We start from the raw sequence: 20,892 nt of genomic DNA, 5'->3' as shown, positions 1-20,892 counted from the left end.
TTCAGGCGGTCTTGCGCAGCAGGGTATCGAGCTCCTGCTGCAGGATCACGGGGAACGCGGCCTGCACCGCACCGGTGGCGAGCGGACGCGCCTTCTCGAGCAGTTGCGCGGTGCGAGTGGGGTCGATGGCATCGCCGCCCAGCAGGCTGTCGGCCAGCGTGCGCAGCCAGTGCCGCGCCACGGTGCGCAGCGTGCGAGCCATGGTTTCCTGCATGCCGATCGCGGCTTCCAGTGGCAGGCCGAGCGCTGCGAGCTGTTCGGCGACCTGTCCGAGGGCGGGGCTGAGCATCTGCACCTGGCCGTCCGGAAGTTCGCGCATCAGGCCGGCCTTGACGGCGCGTGCGAGCAGGGCGGGCGTCATCTGGCCGTTCCACTTTGCCGCGAGCGCCTCGGACGAGACCACGACCGGCGTTTCTTCGGCGAACAGGCTGCCCGAGACCGAGCGCGCCACGGCCACCAGGTCGGGCCAGGACGACGCCGGTGCGCGCTCGAAGATGCGGCGGATCGCCTCGATGCCGAAGCCCTGGTCGCGCAGTTCGCGGATCAGCCCCAGCCGCTGCACGTGTTCGTCGCCGTAGAGGCCGAGGCGTCCGCGCAGGCGGGGCGGGGGCAGCAGCCCGGCCGTGGTGTACGCGCGGATGTTGCGCACCGTGACGCCGGTGTGCGCGGCCAGCCCCTCGACGGAAAGATCCTGTTCGGCTTGCGAGGCGGGGGGCGTGGCGGCGGCATTCATATGACGGGCCGAATGTTACATCGTAAATGTCACATAAGTCGATCTGAATCTCTGCGCAGGACCGTCAGGCAGGTTTCCGCAGCGCAGGGTCGTAGAAGAACTGCTCTTCGGCAATGCGCTCGCCCTCCCAGCGTTGCCAGGCGATTTCCTCCATGCGCATCGTGCTTCCGTCCTTGAAGGCGAACTCGAAGATCCAGTGGATCGCCACGTGGTCGCCGTTCACGAGCACCGGCCGCACGCAGGTGGAGACCACCGACTCGGTACGGGCCAGCACCGCGCTTTCCTGCGCCACCAGCGTCGACCGGCCGCGCCGCGGCTCGGCCTGGTTCTCGCGCATGGTGGCGCCTTCGGTGTAGTAGTCCTCGATGGCCTCGGCATGCGCGCCGCCTTCGACGGCTGCAATGAAGGCCTCCAGGCGTTCGGGCGTCGGCATGTCAGGACTTGACCTTGACCTCCACCCGGCGCGCTTCGGCGGGCGGGCCGTCGGCTTGCGACTGTTCGGGCTTGGCGAGCTCGATCTTGTCTTCTGGCGCGCCGGCTGCCTTGAGCGCGTCGCTCACGGCCATGGCGCGCTGCTTCGCCAGCTCGGCGTTCTTTGCCGGGTCGCCGCTGGCATCGTGGTAGCCGCTCACCAGCACGGTGCTGCCGCTCTGCACGGCCTTGATGACGTCGGCCAGTGCCTCCCTGGCGTTCGGTGCCACCTCCGAGCTCGCGCTCGCGAAGTAGAACTTGACCACGCCGTTCTCGACCTTCACCGCGGCGGCTTCCGCCGCAGCCACGGCGCCCGACGCGACCACTGCCGCGGGCGTCGACGGCGCCATCGCCGCGGGTGCGGCAGGGGCCGTGGCGGCCGGCGGCGTCTCGATCTTCGCGGGCACGGCGGCCGCGGCATCGCCCGCATGGAACTTCACCACCAGCGGCACGATGAGCAGCGCCACGATGTTGATGATCTTGATCAGCGGGTTCACCGCCGGGCCGGCCGTGTCCTTGTAGGGGTCGCCCACGGTGTCGCCGGTGACGGCGGCCTTGTGCGTCTCACTGCCCTTGCCGCCGAAGTGGCCGTCCTCGATGTACTTCTTGGCGTTGTCCCACGCACCGCCGCCGGTACACATGCTGATCGCCACGAACAGGCCGGTGACGATGGTGCCCATCAGCAGCCCGCCCAGCGCCTTCGGCCCGAGCGCGAGGCCGACGATGATCGGCACGAGCACCGGCAGCAGCGACGGAACCAACATTTCCTTGATGGCCGCGCCGGTCAGCATGCTCACGGCCTTGCCGTACTCGGGCTTGCCGGTGCCTTCCATGATGCCGGGGATGTCCCGGAACTGGCGGCGAACCTCTTCCACCACGGCACCGGCTGCGCGGCCGACTGCCTCCATGGCCATCGCGCCGAACAGGTAGGGGATCAGCCCGCCGATGAACAGGCCCACGATCACCATCGGGTCGCTCAGGTTGAAGCTGATGGCCTGGCCGAAGCTCTCGAGCTTGTGGGTGTAGTCGGCGAAGAGCACCAGGGAGGCGAGGCCTGCCGACCCGATGGCGTAGCCCTTGGTCACCGCCTTGGTGGTGTTGCCGACCGCGTCGAGCGGATCGGTCACCGCGCGCACGCTGTCGGGCAGTTCGCTCATTTCGGCGATGCCGCCGGCGTTGTCGGTGATGGGACCGTAGGCGTCCAGCGCGACGACGATGCCGGCCATGCTCAGCATCGACGTGGCGGCCACCGCAATGCCGAACAGGCCGGCCAGCGAGTACGACGCCAGGATGGCGATGCACACGAAGATCACCGGCCAGGCCGTCGAACGCATCGACACCCCCAGCCCCGCGATGATGTTGGTGCCATGGCCCGTGGTGGACGCCTGCGCGATGTGCTGCACCGGCTTGTATTGCGTGCCGGTGTAGTACTCGGTGATCCACACCAGCGCGGCCGTGAGCGCGAGGCCCACGAAGCAGGCGCCGAACAGCTTCAGCTGGCTGCCGCTGGGCGCGATGGCGTTGTCGGGAATGAGCCAGCTCGTGACGAACCAGAACGCGATCAGCGACAGCACGCCCGCCACCGCCAGTCCCTTGTAGAGCGCGGGCATCACGTTGACCATGCCCGGCGAAGCCTTCACGAAGAAGCAGCCGATGATCGACGCGACGATCGACACGCCGCCCAGCGCCAGCGGATAGAGCACCGCGTTGACCGGCGCCGCCGTGACCATCAGCGCGCCCAGCACCATCGTGGCAATGAGCGTCACGGCATAGGTCTCGAACAGGTCGGCCGCCATGCCGGCGCAGTCGCCCACGTTGTCGCCCACGTTGTCGGCGATCACGGCCGGGTTGCGCGGGTCGTCTTCAGGGATGCCGGCCTCGACCTTGCCCACCAGGTCGGCGCCCACGTCGGCGCCCTTGGTGAAGATGCCGCCGCCCAGCCGCGCGAAGATCGAGATCAGCGAGGAGCCGAAGGCGAATCCGATCAGCGGGTTGAGCAGGGAGGACAGGCCGTGGGCCCCGGCCGGAATGCCGCCGGCGGCCAGCACCCAGTAGAAGACCGACACGCCCAGCAGCCCTAGGCCCACCACCAGCATGCCGGTGATGGCGCCCCCGCGGAACGCGACGTCCAGCGCCGGGCCGATGCCGTGCGTGGCCGCCTGCGCGGTGCGCACGTTGGCGCGCACCGACACGTTCATGCCGATGAAGCCGCACGCGCCCGAGAGCACCGCGCCCACCACGAAGCCGACGGCGGTGGTCAGGTCGAGGAAGAGGGCGATCAGCACCGCCAGCACCACGCCGACGATGGCGATGGTGCTGTACTGCTTGGCAAGGTAGGCGGAGGCGCCGGCCTGGATGGCCGCTGCGATCTCCTGCATGCGGGCGTTGCCGGCGTCCTTCGAGAGAATCCAACTTCGGGCCCAGAAACCGTAGGCCACGGCCACGAGGCCGCAGACGATGGCCAGTATCAGGGGGGTGTTGCCGATCATGCTTTGCTTCTCCATTCGTTCGTTTAAGACTTGTGGAGACGGACGCCATGAACCCTGCGTGCAACGCGTACGGGGGCATGATTTCCGTCGCGTTGCTTCCTCGAAGCTCGCTGCACCGAGGTGCGGAGCCGATTGGCCAACGGTTGCAATTTACAGGCAAAAACGAGCGCGTGTGCGACCGTGCGGTGACACGGAAAGTAAACTCCGGGTTTGTCCCCATCCTTCTCATACTTTCAACTACTCGAAAAACGTCATGTCCTTCGACAAAGTTTCCCCCGGCAAGAACGTGCCCGACGCCTTCAACGTCGTGATCGAAATCCCGATGAACGCCGACCCGATCAAGTACGAAGTCGACAAGGAATCGGGCGCGATCTTCGTCGACCGCTTCATGACGACGGCCATGTACTACCCCGCCAACTACGGCTACGTGCCGCAGACCCTGTCGGGCGACGGTGACCCGGTCGACGTGCTGGTGATCGCCCCGTACCCGCTGCTGCCGGGCGTGGTCGTGCCGTGCCGCCCCCTGGGCATCCTGATGATGGAAGACGAAGCCGGCGTCGACGGCAAGGTGCTGGCCGTGCCCACCGACAAGGTGCTGCCGATCTACAGCCACTGGAAGTCGGTCGACGACGTGAACCCGATGCGCCTGAAGGCCATCAGCCACTTCTTCGAGCACTACAAGGACCTGGAAGCGGGCAAGTGGGTCAAGGTGCTGGGCTGGGAAGGCATCGACTCCGCCAGGAAGGAAATCCTGGACGGCATCGCCAACTACAAGAAGTAAGTTCTTCGTGCTGCCGCGAGGCAGCGTTCGAGGGGCGCCATGCCCCTCGAACCGGCGGCCTCAGGTCCGGACCGCGTCCGAGGCCAGCCGCATCCACTCGCGATTGACCGATCGCGCGTGCGAGTTCCAGTGGCGCGCGGCCTGCTGGAGCTCCTCCCACTGGCGCTGCGCGCCTGTGGCATCCCCTTGTTCAGCCAGCCATGCGATGTAGCGGGCACGGGTCTCGACCGTGTTGAACTGGCTCAATGCGCTTTCGAAGGCATCGCGCGCTTCCTGCTGGCGGCCGTCGGCAGCCAGTGCCCGGGCCGTGAGCACGGCGACCTCGTCCCGGCGGTAGTCGTCGCGCGTGGCGCGCAGGGCCTGCAGCGATTGCAGCGCTTCGCGCCCGGCGCTGGGGCCGCCTGCGGCAAGTAGTGCGCTGGCCAGGCCGAACTGAAGTTCGGGGTCGGAAGCCAGCGGGCCCTTCAGCGCGTCGCGGTAGTGGCCCACGGCGTCGGCTGCCTGGCCCCGGTCGAGCGCGGCCTTGGCCAGGCGCAGCTTGTTCTGCGCGGTGGGCGCGAGGTCGTAGGCCTCGGCCGCGGCGCGGTATTCGCGCTCGGGATCGATGAAGCCGATCGCCGCGCTCGCCACCTTGCCGGCGGTGCGCTGCATGCGCGAGGCGGGCAGGTACTCGACCACGAAGTACACGACGCTGCCCAGCAGCGGGAAGCTGAACAGGATGATGAGCCAGTACATCTGCTTGCCGTGGCGCATGGCATGCACCGCGAAGAACAGTGCGATCAGGATGTGCAGCCCCAGTCCGAAGATCGGCATCGGTTTTCCCCTCTGTGTTGTTGTGGATATCGGGCGCGTTTATAGCAGCCCCGCATGGCAACGCAGGGGCTGCTCAGGTCGCCTTGAACGGACTGCGCTCGCCGAGGTGATCCATGTAGTTCTCGATGCCTTCGCCCTCACGCTCTAGGAAGCGCTCGACCGCATCGGCGAAGGACGGGTGCGCCAGCCAGTGCGCGCTGGTGGTCTTCACCGGCATCAGCGCGCGCGCCATCTTGTGCTCGCCCTGTGCGCCGCCCTCGAAGCGCGTCGCGCCATGCGCAATGCACCAGGCCAGCGGCTGGTAGTAGCAGGCCTCGAAGTGCAGGCAGTCGACGCGTTCCAGCGCCCCCCAGTAGCGGCCGTAGGCAACCGGCGGTTCGCCGGGCTGTGTCGACAGCGCGATCAGGCTGGCGGCCATGGGCTTGCCGTTGCGCTCGGCGATGAACAGCAGCCAGGCCTCGGGCATCGTGTCGGCCATGCGCCGGAAGAAGTCGCGCGTGAGGTAGGGCGGGTTGCCGTGTTCGCGGTAGGTGCGTTCGTAGCAGCGGTAGAAGAAGTCCCAGTCGGCCTTGGCGATGTCGGCGCCGCGCGACCAGCGAAAGCTCACGCCGGCGTCCGCCACCTTGCGGCGTTCCTGCCGGATCTTCTTGCGCTTGTCGTGCGAGAGGCTGGCGAGGAAGGCATCGAAGTCGGGGTAGGTCCCGCCGCCGTTCGGCCCCAAGGCGAAATGCTCGCCCTCGGGGGGCTGCGAGGACGCGTCGGCGCCGGACGCGGGGGCTGCATTCGTCCAGTGGAACTGCACGGTGTTGCGCAGCATAAGGCCGGCTTCGGTGCAGGCAGCGATGTCGGCCTCGGAGCCGAACAGCAGATGCAGCGAAGACAGCTCCTGCTGCTTGCACAGGGCGATGAGCCCTTGCACCAGCAAAGTGCGGCTGGCGGCATCGCGCGCCAGCAGCCGCGCACCGGGCACGGGCGTGAACGGTACCGCGACCACGGCCTTCGGGTAATAGGCCAGGCCGTGCTGCTCATAGGCGTTGGCCCAGGCCCAGTCGAACACGTACTCGCCGTACGAATGGTCCTTGATGTAGAGCGGGCACGCCGCCTGCAAGGTCTCGCCTTGCCACAGCGTGACGAACTGCGGCATCCATCCGCTGTCGGGCGTGGCACTCCGGCTGTCGTTCAGCGCCGCGAGGTATTCGTGACGCATGAAAGGCGAGGGCTCGGCCTCGGCGGCGAGCAGTGTGTTCCATGCTTCCGGGCTCACGTCCGACGGCGATGACAAAACCCGAATGACATAATCGTTCAAGCCTTTTCTTCCTTCTGTATGACGCTCAAGCTCGCGATCGCGCAACTCAATTTTGTGGTGGGCGACATTGCCGGCAATGCAGAAAAGATCGTCGACGCCGCGCGCCAGGCGCATGCGCAGGGTGCGCGTCTGCTGCTGACGCCCGAGCTCTCCATTGCCGGCTACGCAGCGGAGGACCTGTTCCTCCGCCCCGCCTTCACCGAAGCCTGTGATGATGCCGTGAAAGGCATTGCCGCCGCTCTGGCCGACCTCAAAGACATGGTCGTGGTGGTGGGGCATCCCACGGGCGGCAGCGTGCGCAGCCGGTCGGTGGCGGTGCAGATGCGCCACAACGCGGCCAGTGTCATCAAGGAGGGCCGCATCCTCGAGACCTACGCCAAGCGAGAGCTGCCCAACTACCAGGTGTTCGACGAGCGCCGCTACTTCACGCCGGGACAGGGCAGTTGCGTGTTCGAGGCGGGCGGCGTGTCGGTCGGCCTGCTCATCTGCGAGGACGCCTGGTTCGACCAGCCGGCCGAACTGGCCCGAGAGGGCGGCGCCGAGGTGCTGGCGGTGATCAATGCGTCGCCGTACCACGTGGGCAAGGAAGGTGAACGGGTCGCGCGCATGTCGGAGCGAGCGCGGTCCGTGGGCCTGCCGCTGGTCTACGCGCACCTGGTCGGCGGACAGGACGAGGTCGTGTTCGACGGCGCTTCGTTCGCGCTGCAAGCCGACGGCGCGGTCGCCATGCAGGCCGGAAGCTTCCAGGAGAAGCTCCTCTTCGCGCAACTGGAGCGCACGGCGCAAGGCCGCGTGGGCTTCACCGATGAGCCGGGCGCCATCGCACCGGTGCGCGATGCCGAAGCCCAGCTGTGGGATGCGCTGGTGCTGGGCGTGCGCGACTACGTCGGCAAGAACGGCTTTACAGGTGCCATCCTCGGGCTTTCGGGCGGCATCGACTCCGCACTGGTGCTTGCCATCGCCGTCGATGCGCTGGGCAAGGAAAAGGTCCGCGCCGTCATGATGCCGTCGCCGTATACCGCCGACATCAGCTGGATCGACGCGCGCGACATGGCCGGCCGGCTGGGCGTGCGCTACGACGAGATTTCCATCAGGCACACCGTCGAGTCCTTCAAGGGCGCATTGGCCGGGGAGTTCGAGGGGCGGCCCGAGGACACGGCCGAGGAGAACATCCAGGCCCGCATCCGCGGCACGCTGCTGATGGCGCTGTCGAACAAGTTCGGCTCGATCGTGCTGACCACCGGCAACAAGAGCGAGATGGCCACCGGCTACTGCACCCTCTACGGCGACATGGCGGGCGGCTTCGCGGTCATCAAGGACCTGCTGAAGACCACGGTGTTCGCACTGGCCCGCTGGCGCAACGCCCACGACCCGTACGGCACCGGTGCCGAGCCCATTCCCGAGCGGATCATCACGCGCCCGCCGAGCGCTGAACTGCGGCCCGGGCAGACCGACCAGGACAGCCTCCCGCCCTACGACATCCTCGACGGAATCCTGGCACGCTACATGCAGGATGATGAGGGCATCGACGAGATCATCGCCGCGGGCTACGACCGCGCGGTGGTCGAGCGTGTCGCACGGCTGATCAAGATCAACGAATACAAGCGGCGCCAGGCGCCCGTAGGCATCCGGGTCACCCATCGAAGCTTCGGCAAGGATTGGCGTTACCCTATCACCAGCAAATTCAACGAAACCGCCGGAGCATAAAACCCATGAAGCAGATCACCGCCATCGTCAAACCCTTCAAGCTCGAGGACGTGCGCGAGGCCTTGGCCGAAGTGGGCGTCACCGGCCTCACAGTCACCGAAGTCAAGGGTTTCGGCCGCCAGAAGGGGCACACCGAGCTCTACCGCGGCGCTGAATATGTCGTCGATTTCCTGCCCAAGATGAAGGTCGAGGTGGTCGTGAACGAGGCCGACGTCGATCGATGCATCGAGGCCATCGTCAATTCGGCGCGTACCGGCAAGATCGGCGACGGGAAGATCTTCGTGACCGGGGTGGAGCGCATCGTGCGCATCCGCACGGGTGAAGAGAACGAAAACGCGGTCTGACCGATTCGCCCCCCGGCCGCGCGCACGTCGTGTCGCTTGGCCGTCCCTCTGACCGGGGCGACGCCTGAGGTCCCGCAAAGCCGGTTCCTCGCTTTTCTGAAAAGGGCCGGCCGCTGTGCAGCGGCCGCAGGGGTCAGAGGTTTTCCGAGAGGCGATCTTCTCGCGGGTGCAGGGGGACTTCAGCGCGAAGCGCCGCCAGCAGTTCAGGCACCTCGGTGCCGGTGCGGATCAGGTCCATCTGCCATTCGCCCATGAAGCCCTCGCGCACGCTGTGCGCCAGGAAGCCCAGCAGGCCGTCGTAGTAGCCGGCGGTGTTCAGGATGCCGGTCGGCTTGTCGTGATAGCCAAGCTGGCGCCAGGTCCAGATCTCGAACAGTTCCTCGAAGGTGCCGATGCCGCCCGGAAGGGCGACGAAGGCGTCGGCACGCTCGCCCATCATGGCCTTGCGCTCGTGCATGGTGTCGACCACGTGCAACTCGTCGCACAGGGGGTTGGCCAGTTCCTTGTCGACCAGCGCCTTGGGGATGATGCCGACGACCCGGCCGCCGGCCAGCCGTGTCGCCTCGGCCACGGTGCCCATCAGTCCGGTGCGGCCGCCGCCGTACACCAATTGGCCGCGGTGCTGGCCGATCCACTGGCCGACCGCTCGTGCAGCCTGGGAAAACTCGGGGCGTTCGCCGGGGCGCGAACCGCAATACACACAGATCGAAAATTCAGGAGTCATGCTGCCATCATGCCGCAGGCAGCCGGCCCGCTCATGACATGAAGCGTTGCCACAGCGCCGCAGCCCAGATCCCCCCGCACAGCGTGAGCGAGAGCAGCACCGCGGCACTGCCCATGTCCTTGGCGCGCTTGGAAAGGTCGTGCCACTCGGGGCCGATGCGGTCGATGGCGGCCTCGACAGCGGTGTTAAGCAGCTCGACGATCATCACCAGGATGGCGCTGCCCGCGAGCAACGCCACTTCGACCCAGCTGCGGCCCAGCCAGAAGGCAACCGGGATCATGACGATCGACAGGATCGCTTCCTGGCGGAAGGCCGGTTCGCTCCAGCCGGCGCGCAGGCCATGCAGCGAAATCAGCGTGGCATGCCAGACACGCTCGAAGCCCTTGCGGGACTTCTGCGGGTTGACGGCGGGGTCGGGAAGTTTCGGCAAGGCACTCATCGGCGACTCATCGGTTTGGAGGTGATGAGCCGCGTACCGGCCCAGGCGTCGTGCCAGAACTGGCGCTCGGGGTGAAAACGTGCGAGCAGGGCCCAGATGGCGACCCAGCCGAAGATCAGGACCGCCGATTCGCCGCCCGACAGCTTGAAGGGCGCAATGGCAGCCAGCGGCGGCAGGAACCAGATCCAGCTCAGCAGGTAGCGTCCGAGGGCGCGGCCCTGGGTGACCGGGCGGCCATGCGTGTCGACGATGCGGATGTTCCAGGTCTTCATGGCAAGAGTCTGGCCCTTGGTCCAGAACCAGACGAAGTACACGCCGAATACCACGAAAAGAAAAGCCTGCAGCAGGTGGCGCCGGGAATCCATCGCATCGCGCATCTGGCCCAGCGTGCTGAAGAGCCATCCCGACACGAACACCACGGCGAACAGCAGCATGCCTTCATAGAGCCAGCAAGCCATCCGCCGCCACAGACCCGGCGTGCCGGCGGCTATCGAAAGGTGAGCGGTGGTTGCAGGCGCGAAGGGCGCGGAGGGCGAGCCAGGCTGTTCGGACCCCGACGCTTCGGGAGGGCTGGAAACCATCGAAACCTTGTACCGGGAGTCAGGGGGCGGGAGCAGGCGTATCGCTTGCCGCGGGGGCAGGTACCTGTGCTTCCGGCGGCACCGGCGGCGAGGCCGTGCTCGATGACAGAGGCGCGGCGGGGGCGGCCGGGGCGACGATCACCGCGGGTGTCGCGCTGGGAGAAGTGCGCTCGGGCGGAGAGGCCACCATGAGCGTTGCGGGTGCGGACGCAGGCGCGGGCGGCGGAGTCAACAGGATCCTGGGAGTGTGCTGGCCGCCCGGCGTGACAGCCGGCACAGGCACCAGCCGCTGTGACGAGACGGGGCGCACCGGAACGGCGGCGCCGCGGGGCTTGGCCGGCGCGCGCTCGGCGAGCTTGCGCTTTTCTTCCTCGCTCAAGGCCTGGTATTGCTCCCACTTCGCCTTTCGCTCATCAGGAGGGATGCGCTTGACCTCGGCGAAATTCAACCGCGCCTGCACGCGCTGCTGGTTGCTGAGCGCGGCCCACTCGATCATCCGGCTGTGCAGGGTGTTCTGGTCGTCTGCGGACATGCTCTCGAAGTTGCGCGAGAGCGCCAGCCACTTCCTTTTCTGACCGACGTTGAGCGTGTTCCAGTGAACATTGAGCGGCTTGAGCGCATGCTGCTGCTCGGCGCTGAGTTCGCTCCATAGCGGCTTGGTCGTCGGGACGGCCTTGGGACTGGAGGTGGCCGATGGCGTCGTCGTGCCTCCCGACGACTTGGCGAAGCCCTCGGCAGGGGGTTGGGCGCTGGCGAGCGTCAGGCCGAAGGCGGCCGCTGCAAGCGCGCCTGCCCAAACGACGGCGCCCGCCTGGAGCGGGCGCGTCGGGCGGGGGGTGTTCGCGCTGGAGGAGGTGCGGCGTCGCATTCGGTCGGTCGGGGTGTCCGTCGTGAAATGTTCAGTCGGAGGCGCTGTCGGCCTTCAGGAATTGGGCGAAGCCGGGGTCGGTATAGGCAGCGGGCGGCAGATCGCCGGTGAGGAGGGCGGAGTCGACCTCGGCCAATTCGCTGGCGCGATCGTCGTCCTGCATCACGCTGATGGTGATCAGACCGGCCACGAGCGCGATCAAGGGCACCACCGAGCCGATGCGGGTCCACCAGCCGCCGCCCAGCGCGACCGAATGACCCGACTGCACCACCACGGGCGCGGTCCGCAACTGCGGCGGAAGCTTGCGAGCGGCAACAGCCTGCGCGCGCGCCACGCGCAGTCGTTCGCCGATGTCGTGCGGCAGCTCGCGGTTGCCGGCCGACAGGCGGGCGGCCAGGCGCAGGCCGAACTCGTCCTCGGCGGCGGATGATGTGGTTGGAACCATAGTGTTCATAGCGATATTCCCTTGGCCTTGAGCGCCTTGCTCAGAGCGTGAACGGCTCGCGAGCAATGGGTTTTGACGCTGCCTTCGGAGCAGCCCATCGCGGCGGCCGTCTCTGCGACGTCCATTTCCTCCCAGTAACGCATCAGGAAAGCCTCGCGTTGACGACCGGGCAAAGCTGCGATCTGCTCCTCGATCTCCTTGAAGATCTGGGCGCGGCGGGTCGTGTCTTCGGCGCTCTCCGCTTCCCTAGAGTCGGTCGGCGAGACGAAGTTCTCGAGCAGGTCGAAATCTCCGTCGTCGTCGACGGAGTCGAAGTCGCTGAGGTTGGAGAACAGCGCGCGGCGGGTCTTCTGGCGGCGGAACCAGTCGAGGGTGCAATTCGACAGGATGCGCTGGAACAGCATCGGCAACTCGGCGGCCGGCTTGTCGCCATAGTGCTGCGCCAGCTTCATCATGCTGTCCTGCACGATATCGAGCGCTGCTTCTTCATCCCGCACGTGATAGACCGAGCGCTTGAAAGCGCGCCGTTCGACGCTTTTCAGGAAGTCGGAGAGTTCTTGTTCAGTGGCCAAGCGAGAGGGGACGCGCAGGACGCGCCTCGTGGGAATGGGTCTGGCGATCGCGTATGGTTATCGCCGCGGATTATGCCTTTGTAGCTTTGCACGCCACATGAAGCGAATCTGAACGCCGGAAGTGCCATAATCCGGCCTGCAAGTCAAAAGGCAAACGGGTCACGGTCCGGCGGAACATCAGTCCGCTCATGGCTTTGGCCTTAAGTCCTGGCGCGACCTCACAAGGGTTGGCAAGGGGCACCCAAGGTATTTCGTTCCCGAAATAAACAAAGGTTGATCATGGAAATCTCCAAGGCGGAAATTCTTTCCGCGGCGGCCGCGTCCAGCGGCGCAGGCAATCCGTCGCAAGAACTCATGGGCGCAGAAGTGCTGGTCAAGGCACTGCAGGCCGAAGGCGTTCAATATGTCTGGGGCTACCCCGGCGGCGCAGTTCTCTACATCTACGACGCGTTTTACAAGCAGGACACCATCCAGCATGTGCTGGTGCGCCACGAGCAGGCCGCCGTTCACGCAGCCGACGGTTACGCACGTGCCACCGGCGAGGTCGGCGTCGCGCTGGTCACTTCCGGTCCTGGCCTGACCAACGCGGTCACCGGCATCGCAACGGCCTACATGGATTCGATCCCGATGGTGATCATCTCGGGTCAGGTGCCGACGGCGGCCATCGGCCTCGACGCCTTCCAGGAATGCGACACGGTCGGCATCACGCGCCCCATCGTCAAGCACAATTTCCTCGTCAAGGATCCCAAGGATCTGGCCATGACGATGAAGAAGGCCTTCCACATCGCACGCAGCGGCCGTCCCGGCCCCGTGGTGGTGGACGTGCCCAAGGACGTTTCCTTCAAGAAGATTCCGTACGCAGGCTACCCCGACAAGGTCGAGATGCGCTCGTACAACCCGGTGCGCAAGGGCCATGGTGGCCAGATCCGCAAGGCGCTGCAACTCTTGCTGGCGGCCAAGCGTCCCTATATCTACACCGGCGGCGGTGTGCTGCTGGGCAACGCCACCAACGAACTGCGCACGCTGGTCGACATGCTCGGCTATCCGGTCACCAACACGCTGATGGGCCTGGGCGCCTATCCGGCGAGCGACCGCAAGTTCCTTGGCATGCTGGGCATGCATGGCACCATCGAAGCCAACAACGCGATGCAGAACTGCGACGTGCTGTTGGCAGTCGGCGCGCGCTTCGACGACCGCGTGATCGGCAACCCGAAGCACTTTGCGCAGAACGAGCGCAAGATCATCCACGTCGACATCGACCCGTCGAGTATTTCCAAGCGCGTGAAGGTCGACATCCCCATCGTCGGCGATGTGAAGGATGTGCTCACCGAACTGATTTCGATGATCCGCGAGAGCAGCGCCAAGCCCGATGCTGGTGCGCTGGCGGAGTGGTGGAAGACGATCGAGGCGTGGCGCTCGCGCGACTGCCTCAAGTACGACCGCGGCAACCAGGACGTGATCAAGCCGCAGTACGTGGTCGAGACGCTCTGGAACATGACCAAGGACGCCGACACGTACATCACGTCGGACGTCGGCCAGCACCAGATGTGGGCCGCGCAGTACTACCGCTTCGACGAGCCGCGGCGCTGGATCAACTCCGGCGGCCTGGGCACCATGGGCGTGGGCATTCCCTACGCCATGGGCATCAAGCTCGCCAAGCCGGACTCGGAAGTGTTCACGATCACCGGCGAAGGCTCGGTGCAGATGTGCATACAGGAACTCTCCACCTGCCTGCAATACAACACGCCGATCAAGATCTGCTCGCTCAACAACCGCTACCTGGGCATGGTGCGCCAATGGCAGGAGATCGAATACTCCGGCCGCTACAGCCACAGCTACATGGATGCACTGCCGAACTTCGTGAAGCTCGCCGAGGCCTACGGGCATGTCGGCATGCTGATCGAGCGTCCACAAGACGTGGAGCCTGCGCTGCGCGAAGCACGCAAGCTCAAGGACCGCACGGTGTTCATGGACTTCCGTACCGATCCCACCGAGAACGTGTTCCCGATGGTGAAGGCCGGCATGGGCATCACCGAGATGCTGTTGGGCTCCGAAGATCTCTGATCGTCGGCGCATTTCTTTCTCGCAACTTTCACTGACGAATCTATTGCCCGCCGAGCCCGCGCATTACCGTGCGCGGGGGAGGGCGGCGAAAGCGAAAGCTTCCGCGCTGGCGAAAAGAGGAGTCACGCAAACATGAAACACATCATTGCAGTGCTGCTGGAAAACGAGCCCGGTGCTCTTTCCCGCGTGGTGGGCCTGTTCTCGGCCCGCGGCTACAACATCGAGTCGCTGACGGTGGCGCCCACGGAGGACTCGAGCCTCTCGCGCATGACCATCGTCACGAACGGTTCGGACGACGTGATCGAACAGATCACCAAGCACCTGAACCGCCTCATCGAAGTGGTGAAGGTCGTCGACCTCACCGAAGGTGCCTACACCGAGCGAGAGCTCATGATGGTGAAGGTGCGCGCGGTGGGCAAGGAACGCGAGGAAATGATGCGCATGGCGGAGATCTTCCGCGGCCGCATCATCGACGTGACCGACAAGAGCTACACCATCGAACTCACCGGCGACCACGGCAAGAACGACGCTTTCTTGGAGGCGATCGAGCGTAGCGCTATCCTCGAGACTGTCCGCACCGGTGCCAGCGGCATCGGGCGCGGCGAGCGCATCCTGCGCGTGTAGGGGGTGCAGATCCCCTCAGTTTCAATATCTATCAATACATGAGGAGAAGGTGAATGCAAGACTTGCTGGGTTTCGACAAGATGGTGACGCCGATCATCATCCGGATTCTGTATTTCCTCGGACTGCTGGGTGTGCTCGTGATGACCGTCGTGTCACTGTTCCAGGGGCGCATCCTGCCGGCCATCGGCATCCTGGTCTTCGGCGCGATCATGGTTCGCGTCTATAGCGAATTGCTGATCCTGCTGTTCCGCATTCACGACAACCTCGTGTCCATCAACCAGCAAATGAAGGACCGGAATTCTTCCGGCCAACTGTGAGTGAACGCACCCCTGCACCAGGGGTGCACAGAGACTAAATAGGAAAGACGCATCATGAAGGTTTACTACGACAAGGACGCCGACCTCAGCCTCATCAAGGGCAAGACGGTCGCAATCATCGGTTACGGGTCGCAAGGTCACGCGCACGCGCAGAACCTGAACGACAGCGGCGTCAAGGTCGTGGTCGGCCTTCGCAAGGGCGGTGCTTCTTGGGACAAGGTCGGCAAGGCCGGCCTGCAGGTTGCAGAGGTTGCAGAGGCTGTGAAGTCGGCCGACGTGGTCATGATCCTTCTGCCCGACGAGCAGATCGCCAACGTCTACAAGAACGACGTGGCGCCGCACATCAAGGAAGGCGCTTCGCTCGTCTTCGCGCACGGCTTCAACGTGCACTACGGCTTCGTGCAGCCGCGCGCCGACCTCGACGTGTGGATGGTCGCCCCCAAGGCCCCGGGCCACACCGTGCGCAGCACCTACACCCAGGGCGGCGGCGTGCCCCACCTCGTGGCCGTGCACCAGGACAAGACCGGCAAGGCGCGTGACCTCGCGCTGAGCTATGCCACCGCCAACGGCGGCGGCAAGGCCGGCATCATCGAGACCAACTTCCGCGAAGAAACCGAGACCGACCTGTTCGGCGAACAAGCGGTTCTGTGCGGCGGTACGGTCGAGCTGATCAAGGCTGGTTTCGAAACGCTGGTGGAAGCCGGCTACGCGCCCGAAATGGCGTACTTCGAATGCCTGCACGAGCTCAAGCTGATCGTCGACCTGATCTATGAAGGCGGCATCGCCAACATGAACTACTCGATCTCGAACAACGCCGAATACGGCGAGTACGTCACGGGCCCGCGCATCGTGACCGACGAGACCAAGAAGGTCATGAAGCAGGTGCTGCGCGACATCCAGACCGGCGAATACGCCAAGAGCTTCGTGCTCGAAGCCGCTGCCGGCCAGCCGGCGCTCATCAGCCGCCGTCGCCTGAATGCAGAGCACCAGATCGAAGTCGTTGGCGAGAAGCTGCGCGCGATGATGCCCTGGATCAAGAAGAACAAGCTGGTCGACCAGACCCGTAACTGATCTTCCCGGTGAGGGGTGCCTCGGCACCCAACACCCCAAGGGCCACCCGTCGCGGTGGCCCTTTTGTTTGCGGGGGGCACGAGGTCCCCTGAACTACACTGCAGGCCATGCGATTTACAGACCAAGATGCTATCGATTGGATAGCTGACCGCGCAGTGCCCATGAGGGACGGAGGCAAATTCAATGCATGACGATACGGTTCCCGACGACGTGCCGCCGCGCAAGCGTCGAAAGGGCATCTACATCCTGCCGAACCTGTTCACGCTGGCAGCGTTGTTCGGCGGCTTCTATTCGGTCGTGATGGCCATGAACGCGCGCTTCGACCTTGCCGCTCTCGGCGTGTTCGCAGCCATGATCCTCGACAGCCTCGACGGGCGCGTGGCCCGCATGACCAACACGCAGAGCGCGTTCGGCGAGCAGATGGATTCGCTGTCCGATATGGTGTCGTTCGGCGCTGCGCCCGCGCTGATTGCCTACGAGTGGTCGCTCAAGGGGTTGGGCCGCTGGGGCTGGATCGCCGCCTTCGTGTACTGCGCATGCGCTGCGCTGCGCCTGGCGCGCTTCAACGTCAACACGGGCGTGGTCGACAAGCGATGGTTTCAAGGGTTGCCTTCCCCGGCAGCCGCAGCGCTCGTGGCGGGCTTCATCTGGCTCGTGAACGAGTGGGGCAAGCGCGGTGGCGAAGTGCTCTACCTGTCGTGGACGCAGATCACGTGGGTCACCTTTGCGTTCACGTTGTATGCCGGCTTGACGATGGTCACCAACGCGCCGTTCTACAGCTTCAAGGACATCCAGGTGAAGAAGAGCGTTCCCTTCGCCGTGATCGTGCTGATCGCGTTGGGCATTGCCGTCATCAACATCCATCCGCCGACGGTGCTGTTCGGCCTGTTCGTCATCTATGGGCTGAGCGGCTACGTGGTCTATGGGTGGCGCAAGGCCAAGGGCCAGCCGGTGAGCGTGATCAGCACCTCGACCGAGGAGCCCGATGAGCGAGGGCTGCACAACTGAAGCCCGCGGGCCTTCACAGGCCAGCAAAGCCTGTGCTACATTCGCAACCCTCATGACCAAGTTTTCGCTGCTGGCCCTACTAGCCCTCCCTCACGGGCGGAGACGGTAGCGCACGCGCAAATCCCTCACCACGGCCCGTTCGCACCAGCAACGGGCCGTTTTGTTTTTGGGGTTGCTGGTTGAATTCCAACCACACAGAGAAATCGACATGCTCAAGCAACCTCAAAGCAAATACCGCGCATTCGCCCCGATCGGCCTCAAGGACCGCACCTGGCCCGATGCCGTGCTGACCAAGGCGCCCATCTGGCTGTCGACAGACCTGCGTGACGGCAACCAGGCATTGGTCGAGCCCATGGACATCGCACGCAAGATGCGCATGTTCGAAACCCTCGTGGACATCGGCTTCAAGGAAATCGAAGTGGGCTTTCCTTCCGCGTCGCAGGTTGAATTCGACTTCGTGCGCAAGCTCATCGAGGAAGACCGCATTCCGGACGACGTGACGATCCAGGTCCTGACCCAGGCGCGCGACCACCTCATTGCCCGTACGTTCGAATCTTTGCAAGGCGCGCCACGCGCCATCGTGCACCTCTACAACGCCGTGGCGCCGGTGATGCGACGCGTCGTGCTCGGCATGGACGAGGACCAGATCGTCGAACTCGCGACCACCCACGCGCGCATGTTCAACGAATTTGCCGCCAGGCAGCCGAACACGCGGTGGACCTTCCAGTACTCGCCCGAAATGTTCTCGGGAACCGACGTCGCGTTCTCCAAGCGCGTGGTCGACTCGGTCACCGAAGTGTGGGCGCCGACGCCACAGCACAAGTGCATCGTCAACCTTCCCACCACCGTCGAGCACTCCACGCCGAACATCTTCGCGGACATGATCGAGTGGATGCACCGCAATCTCGCGCGCCGCGATTCGATCGTGCTGTGCGTGCATCCTCACAACGACCGTGGCACGGGCACTGCCGCTGGTGAACTCGCCTTGATGGCCGGCGCCGAGCGCATCGAAGGCTGTCTTTTCGGCAACGGTGAACGCACGGGCAACCTCGACCTCGTGAACGTGGCGCTGAATCTCTACACGCAAGGCGTGTCGCCCGAACTCGACTTTTCGAACATCGACGAGATCCGTGCCACTGTCGAGCATTGCAACCAGATTCCCGTGCACCCGCGTCATCCCTATGTGGGCGACCTCGTCTATACCTCGTTCTCCGGCTCGCACCAGGACGCGATCAAGAAGGCCTTCGCTGCGCGCAAGGAAGGCGACATCTGGGACATGCCTTACCTCCCCATCGATCCGAAGGACGTGGGCCGCAGCTACGAAGCCGTGATCCGCGTGAACAGCCAGTCGGGCAAGGGCGGCATGGCCTACCTGCTCGAAAGCGAGTACGGCCTCGAGATGCCGCGCCGCCTGCAGATGGAGTTCATGCAGGCCGTGCAGCGCGTGATGGACGTTGCCGGCAAGGAGCTGACGGCGGCCGATCTCTGGGACCTGTTCGTGCGCGAGTACGGCATCGAGGCTGCGCAATCGCTGCAGCACCGGGTGATCGAGGAAGAAGGCGAGGGCGCCGACGCCTCCGTGGTTCTGCGCGGAGATCTTGCCTGGAACGGCGAGACGCACGCCATCGAAGGTCGCGGCAACGGTCCGATCGACGCCTTCACGCAAGCCTTGAGCAAGGCCACCGGCCATACGGTGCGCGTGATGGACTATCACCAGCACGCCATCGGCGCAGGCGCCGATGCGAAGTCGGTGGCCTACCTCGAGCTGCGCGTCGACGAGAGCCAGACGCTGTTCGGCGTGGGCATCGATGCCAACGTGATCACCGCATCGCTGAAGGCGATCGTCTCGGGCGTGCAGCGCGCTCAGGGGCGCGGCGCGCACAGCGCACAATCAGCGGTTGAAGCCGCCTGACGCCTCTGCGCTGACCTGCGCCGCTGCGCAAGGTGTGAACGAACAAAGGAGATCCACGATGACCGACCAACTCATTATTTTCGACACCACCTTGCGCGACGGCGAGCAGTCGCCCGGCGCCTCGATGACGCGCGACGAGAAGATGCGCATCGCGAAGCTGCTGGAGCGGCTGAAGGTCGACGTCATCGAGGCAGGCTTTCCGGCCAGCTCGAACGGCGACTTCGAAGCCGTGAAGGCCATTGCGAACGCCATCAAGGACTCCACCGTGTGCGGCCTCTCGCGCGCCAACGACCGCGACATCGCGCGGGCCGCGGAAGCGCTGAAGGGCGCCGCGCGCGGGCGCATCCATACCTTCATCGCGACGTCGCCACTTCACATGGAGAAGAAGCTGCGCATGTCGCCCGACGAGGTGCATGAACAGGCCAGGCTGGCGGTGCGCTTCGCACGCAATCAGCTCGGCGACGTCGAATTCAGCCCCGAGGACGGCTACCGCAGCGACCCCGATTTCCTTTGCCGCGTGCTCGAAACCGTCATCAACGAGGGCGCGACCACCATCAACGTGCCCGACACCGTGGGCTACGCGATTCCCGAGCTCTACGGCAATTTCATCAAGACGCTGCGCGAGCGCATTCCCAACAGCGACAAGGCGATCTGGTCGGTGCATTGCCACAACGACCTCGGCATGGCGGTGGCGAACTCGCTGGCTGGCGTGAAGATCGGCGGCGCGCGCCAGGTCGAATGCACGATCAACGGCCTCGGCGAGCGCGCGGGCAATTGCTCGCTCGAGGAAATCGTCATGGCGGTCAAGACCCGCAAGGACTACTTCGGGCTCGACCTGCGCATCGACACCCAGCACATCGTGGCTGCGAGCCGCATGGTCAGCCAGACCACCGGATTCGTGGTACAGCCCAACAAGGCGGTGGTGGGCGCCAACGCTTTCGCGCATGCCTCCGGCATTCACCAGGATGGCGTTCTCAAGGCGCGCGACACCTACGAGATCATGCGCGCCGAAGACGTCGGCTGGACGGCCAACAAGATCGTGCTGGGCAAGCTCAGCGGCCGAAATGCCTTCAAGCAGCGCCTGCTCGAGCTGGGCGTGGCAATGGAGAGCGAAGGCGAGATCAATGCCGCCTTCCTGCGCTTCAAGGAGCTGGCGGACAGGAAGTCCAAAATTTTCGATGAAGACATCCTCGCGCTCGTCAGCGCGGAAGAGGTGTCGAACGTTGGTGAGCAGTTTGCTTTTGTCTCTCTCTCCCAGCACAGCGAAACCGGCGAACGCCCCCAGGCAAAAGTCGTTTTCACGGTCCAAGGCAAGGAAGTCACCGGCGAATCCGACGGTAACGGTCCGGTCGATGCTTCGTTGAAGGCGATCGAGTCGCACGTCAAGAGCGGTGCCGAGATGGTTCTTTACTCAGTAAATGCCATCAGTGGCTCGACGGAAAGCCAGGGAGAAGTTACAGTCCGGTTACAAAACGCAGGGCGGGTGGTCAACGGTGTGGGTGCAGATCCAGACATCGTGGTTGCTTCGGCAAAGGCTTATTTGAGTGCGCTCAACAAGTTACAGAGCCAAGCTGAGAGAGTTGCGGCACAAGGTTAAGTTTTCGAGCGATCCTGGGTATTCGA

General features: G+C 65.0%; 21 protein-coding genes. 10 read left to right on the top strand and 11 right to left on the bottom strand.

Annotated features, from left to right (window positions below; all coding sequences use genetic code 11):
- Nucleotide 1 precedes the first annotated feature (1 nt).
- From AACL56_RS17090 to AACL56_RS17080, 3 genes are all read right to left on the bottom strand, one after another.
- The gene (locus AACL56_RS17090) at nucleotides 2-733 is read right to left on the bottom strand and encodes a MerR family transcriptional regulator (RefSeq protein ID WP_339091001.1); all 732 of its coding nucleotides are present in this window, start codon (nucleotides 731-733) and stop codon (nucleotides 2-4) included.
- A 64-nt stretch (nucleotides 734-797) separates the two neighbouring features.
- Nucleotides 798-1,166, bottom strand: a complete 369-nt coding sequence (locus tag AACL56_RS17085) for a nuclear transport factor 2 family protein (RefSeq protein WP_339091000.1) — start codon at nucleotides 1,164-1,166, stop codon at nucleotides 798-800.
- A gap of 1 nt (nucleotide 1,167) precedes the next feature.
- On the bottom strand, nucleotides 1,168-3,693 hold the full coding sequence (locus AACL56_RS17080; RefSeq protein WP_339090999.1) for a sodium-translocating pyrophosphatase: 2,526 nt from the start codon (nucleotides 3,691-3,693) through the stop codon (nucleotides 1,168-1,170).
- Between the two features lie 253 nt (nucleotides 3,694-3,946).
- On the opposite strand from AACL56_RS17080, the gene ppa reads away from it, so the two are divergent.
- Nucleotides 3,947-4,474: an inorganic diphosphatase gene (ppa, locus tag AACL56_RS17075; RefSeq protein WP_339090998.1), complete on the top strand. Its 528-nt coding sequence runs from the start codon at nucleotides 3,947-3,949 to the stop codon at nucleotides 4,472-4,474.
- 60 nt (nucleotides 4,475-4,534) lie between these two features.
- Here the strand turns inward: ppa and AACL56_RS17070 are convergent, their stop codons facing one another.
- Together AACL56_RS17070 and AACL56_RS17065 are read right to left on the bottom strand one after the other, a co-directional pair.
- Nucleotides 4,535-5,287, bottom strand: coding sequence for a hypothetical protein (locus tag AACL56_RS17070; RefSeq protein ID WP_339090997.1), 753 nt, complete (start codon nucleotides 5,285-5,287; stop codon nucleotides 4,535-4,537).
- A 73-nt stretch (nucleotides 5,288-5,360) separates the two neighbouring features.
- Nucleotides 5,361-6,593: a GNAT family N-acetyltransferase gene (locus tag AACL56_RS17065; RefSeq protein WP_339090996.1), complete on the bottom strand. Its 1,233-nt coding sequence runs from the start codon at nucleotides 6,591-6,593 to the stop codon at nucleotides 5,361-5,363.
- Between the two features lie 18 nt (nucleotides 6,594-6,611).
- Between AACL56_RS17065 and AACL56_RS17060 the strand changes: the two genes are divergently transcribed.
- Both AACL56_RS17060 and AACL56_RS17055 read left to right on the top strand, forming a co-directional pair.
- Complete coding sequence (locus AACL56_RS17060) at nucleotides 6,612-8,300, top strand: NAD+ synthase (protein WP_339090995.1); 1,689 nt, start codon at nucleotides 6,612-6,614, stop codon at nucleotides 8,298-8,300.
- Nucleotides 8,301-8,305: 5 nt separating this feature from the next.
- Nucleotides 8,306-8,644 (top strand): P-II family nitrogen regulator, encoded by a 339-nt coding sequence (locus AACL56_RS17055; RefSeq protein ID WP_339090994.1) that lies wholly within the window; start codon nucleotides 8,306-8,308, stop codon nucleotides 8,642-8,644.
- A gap of 133 nt (nucleotides 8,645-8,777) precedes the next feature.
- On the opposite strand, the gene AACL56_RS17050 is transcribed toward AACL56_RS17055, so the two are convergent.
- Genes AACL56_RS17050 through AACL56_RS17025 form a run of 6 tightly spaced genes read right to left on the bottom strand, consistent with a single transcriptional unit; the run spans nucleotide 8,778 to nucleotide 12,273 of the window.
- Nucleotides 8,778-9,368, bottom strand: coding sequence for a TIGR00730 family Rossman fold protein (locus AACL56_RS17050; protein ID WP_339090993.1), 591 nt, complete (start codon nucleotides 9,366-9,368; stop codon nucleotides 8,778-8,780).
- Nucleotides 9,369-9,399: 31 nt separating this feature from the next.
- Nucleotides 9,400-9,807, bottom strand: coding sequence for a diacylglycerol kinase (locus tag AACL56_RS17045; protein ID WP_339090992.1), 408 nt, complete (start codon nucleotides 9,805-9,807; stop codon nucleotides 9,400-9,402).
- Entirely contained in the window at nucleotides 9,804-10,388 is a 585-nt protein-coding gene (locus AACL56_RS17040; RefSeq protein WP_339090991.1) for an RDD family protein, read from the bottom strand. The genes AACL56_RS17045 and AACL56_RS17040 overlap by 4 nt, the downstream gene beginning before the upstream one ends.
- Nucleotides 10,389-10,407: 19 nt before the next feature.
- Nucleotides 10,408-11,256, bottom strand: coding sequence for a DUF3106 domain-containing protein (locus tag AACL56_RS17035; RefSeq protein WP_339090990.1), 849 nt, complete (start codon nucleotides 11,254-11,256; stop codon nucleotides 10,408-10,410).
- A gap of 31 nt (nucleotides 11,257-11,287) precedes the next feature.
- On the bottom strand, nucleotides 11,288-11,710 hold the full coding sequence (locus AACL56_RS17030) for a DUF3619 family protein (protein WP_339090989.1): 423 nt from the start codon (nucleotides 11,708-11,710) through the stop codon (nucleotides 11,288-11,290).
- Nucleotides 11,707-12,273: an RNA polymerase sigma factor gene (locus tag AACL56_RS17025; protein ID WP_339090988.1), complete on the bottom strand. Its 567-nt coding sequence runs from the start codon at nucleotides 12,271-12,273 to the stop codon at nucleotides 11,707-11,709. The genes AACL56_RS17030 and AACL56_RS17025 overlap by 4 nt, the downstream gene beginning before the upstream one ends.
- A gap of 279 nt (nucleotides 12,274-12,552) precedes the next feature.
- On the opposite strand from AACL56_RS17025, the gene AACL56_RS17020 reads away from it, so the two are divergent.
- The 7 genes from AACL56_RS17020 to AACL56_RS16990 all read left to right on the top strand — a co-directional run bounded on the left by AACL56_RS17020 (nucleotide 12,553) and on the right by AACL56_RS16990 (nucleotide 20,866).
- Nucleotides 12,553-14,337 carry an acetolactate synthase 3 catalytic subunit gene (locus AACL56_RS17020; RefSeq protein WP_339090987.1) on the top strand — a complete coding sequence of 595 codons (1,785 nt, stop codon included), beginning with the start codon at nucleotides 12,553-12,555 and terminating at the stop codon, nucleotides 14,335-14,337.
- A 132-nt stretch (nucleotides 14,338-14,469) separates the two neighbouring features.
- Nucleotides 14,470-14,961 (top strand): acetolactate synthase small subunit, encoded by a 492-nt coding sequence (gene ilvN, locus AACL56_RS17015; RefSeq protein ID WP_339090986.1) that lies wholly within the window; start codon nucleotides 14,470-14,472, stop codon nucleotides 14,959-14,961.
- A 53-nt stretch (nucleotides 14,962-15,014) separates the two neighbouring features.
- A complete protein-coding gene (locus AACL56_RS17010) occupies nucleotides 15,015-15,278 on the top strand; it encodes a DUF4282 domain-containing protein (protein WP_339090985.1) in 264 nt (87 codons plus the stop codon).
- A 54-nt stretch (nucleotides 15,279-15,332) separates the two neighbouring features.
- Nucleotides 15,333-16,349, top strand: a complete 1,017-nt coding sequence (gene ilvC / locus AACL56_RS17005) for a ketol-acid reductoisomerase (RefSeq protein ID WP_339090984.1) — start codon at nucleotides 15,333-15,335, stop codon at nucleotides 16,347-16,349.
- A 183-nt stretch (nucleotides 16,350-16,532) separates the two neighbouring features.
- Complete coding sequence (gene pssA, locus AACL56_RS17000; protein WP_339090983.1) at nucleotides 16,533-17,357, top strand: CDP-diacylglycerol--serine O-phosphatidyltransferase; 825 nt, start codon at nucleotides 16,533-16,535, stop codon at nucleotides 17,355-17,357.
- Between the two features lie 208 nt (nucleotides 17,358-17,565).
- Nucleotides 17,566-19,269, top strand: a complete 1,704-nt coding sequence (gene leuA, locus AACL56_RS16995; RefSeq protein ID WP_339090982.1) for a 2-isopropylmalate synthase — start codon at nucleotides 17,566-17,568, stop codon at nucleotides 19,267-19,269.
- Between the two features lie 58 nt (nucleotides 19,270-19,327).
- On the top strand, nucleotides 19,328-20,866 hold the full coding sequence (locus AACL56_RS16990; RefSeq protein ID WP_339090981.1) for a 2-isopropylmalate synthase: 1,539 nt from the start codon (nucleotides 19,328-19,330) through the stop codon (nucleotides 20,864-20,866).
- The last annotated feature ends 26 nt before the right edge of the window (nucleotides 20,867-20,892 follow it).

The organism is Variovorax paradoxus (genome assembly GCF_902712855.1).
Taxonomy (GTDB): Bacteria; Pseudomonadota; Gammaproteobacteria; order Burkholderiales; family Burkholderiaceae_C; genus Variovorax; species Variovorax paradoxus_Q.
The sequence above is the reverse complement of the archived record's forward strand: the minus strand, read 5'-3'. Positions and strand labels throughout refer to the sequence as shown.